Source organism: Erythrobacter sp. NFXS35 (assembly GCF_040148725.1).
Classification (GTDB): Bacteria; Pseudomonadota; Alphaproteobacteria; order Sphingomonadales; family Sphingomonadaceae; genus Erythrobacter.
On the sequence record NZ_JAGDEB010000009.1, the window covers coordinates 1 to 1,355 of the forward strand.

Here is a 1,355-nt window from a genome sequence, read left to right on the forward strand (position 1 = left end):
TTTTTCAACATGGGGTAATGGTCTGGCGGCTCTTCGATGGAGACTGATATATTCAGCTCTGGCGTAGAAGAGGAGGCAGATCATGGATTACTTTGCTGGCCTGGACGTGTCGCTGGAGAAGACACACATTTGCGTTATTGATCGCGACGGGAGGGTGGTGCACGAGGCAACCGCACCGTCATCGCCGGATGCTATCGCGGCGGCCTTGGCTTGCGCACCGTCCTGCTCGCGGGTGGTGTTCGAGACGGGCCGCATGGCGCCGATGCTCTACCACGGCCTCGTCGAGCTTGGCGTGCCCGTCATCTGCATCGAGAGCCGGCAAGCCTACCAGGCCCTTAAGACATTAGCGACGCACAAGACCGACCGCAACGATGCTCGCGGGCTGGCGCAACTGGCGAGGACTGGCTTCTTTAAGTCCGTGCACGTAAAGTCGCTGCCGGCACATGCGGTGCGATCGCTGATCATCGCCCGTAAAAAGTTGGTGGGTCAGCGCGTCACGCTCGAGAACCAGATCCGCGGGCTGGCAGTGGTGTTCGGGGTCCGGCTACCGCGTGGGTTAAGTTCCGCGTTTGTCGACCAAGTGATCGCCATGAGCGACGGGATCGCCGGCCTGTCTGGCGCCATGCGCGGGCTCGTTGCCGCCCGAGATGCAGTGCTCGGGGCGATCGCGGCGATCGACGCAGATATGAAGAAGCTTGTCCGTGCGTCCGATGCCTGCCGCCGGCTGATGACGATCCCCGGAGTAGGCCCGCTGACCGCACTCGCGTTCACCGCGGCCATCGACGATCCAGGCCGCTTCCGCCGGTCGCGAGATCTTGGCGCATATCTAGGCCTCGTCCCACGACGCTACCAGTCGGGTGAGATCGACTATGTCGGCGGCATCTCCAAGGTCGGTGACCGGCGTGTTCGAACCCTGCTCTACGAAGCGGCAAATGTCATGCTCACCCGCTACAAGGGCGAGTTGAAGCTGAAGGACTGGGCGCTCGCAATCGCCACGCGCTCGACCATGCGCAAGGCGCGGATCGCGCTCGCCCGTCGCCTCTCCATCATCATGCACGCCATGCTGCGCGATGGCACCGAGTTCCAGCCGGCCTGACTTTCGGCCCAATACAAGACAGGAGGCCGCACCGAGCTCCCGAGCGGGAGCGAACGCCCGAGGGAGGGAGCAGATGATGGCGCCGATTCTGTAGCATGCGGCCGACCCGTCGACCGACTGCGGTTTCAACCAAGCCACGCTCGCACCCAGCTGACCCCATCAAGTGCCGTTATTGAGCACGCAGAGAACACAGGCACCCAAAGGTATCATCCGCTCAGGACCGAGCAGCCAGATCTTGACCCATTAGAGAACACAATCG

At 62.6% G+C, this 1,355-nt stretch carries 1 protein-coding gene; it reads left to right on the forward strand.

All coding sequences use genetic code 11. From position 1 onward, the window contains the following. Positions 1–82: 82 nt before the first annotated feature. Entirely contained in the window at positions 83–1,096 is a 1,014-nt protein-coding gene (locus J3454_RS16175) for an IS110 family RNA-guided transposase (protein WP_349514814.1), read from the forward strand. The last annotated feature ends 259 nt before the right edge of the window (positions 1,097–1,355 follow it).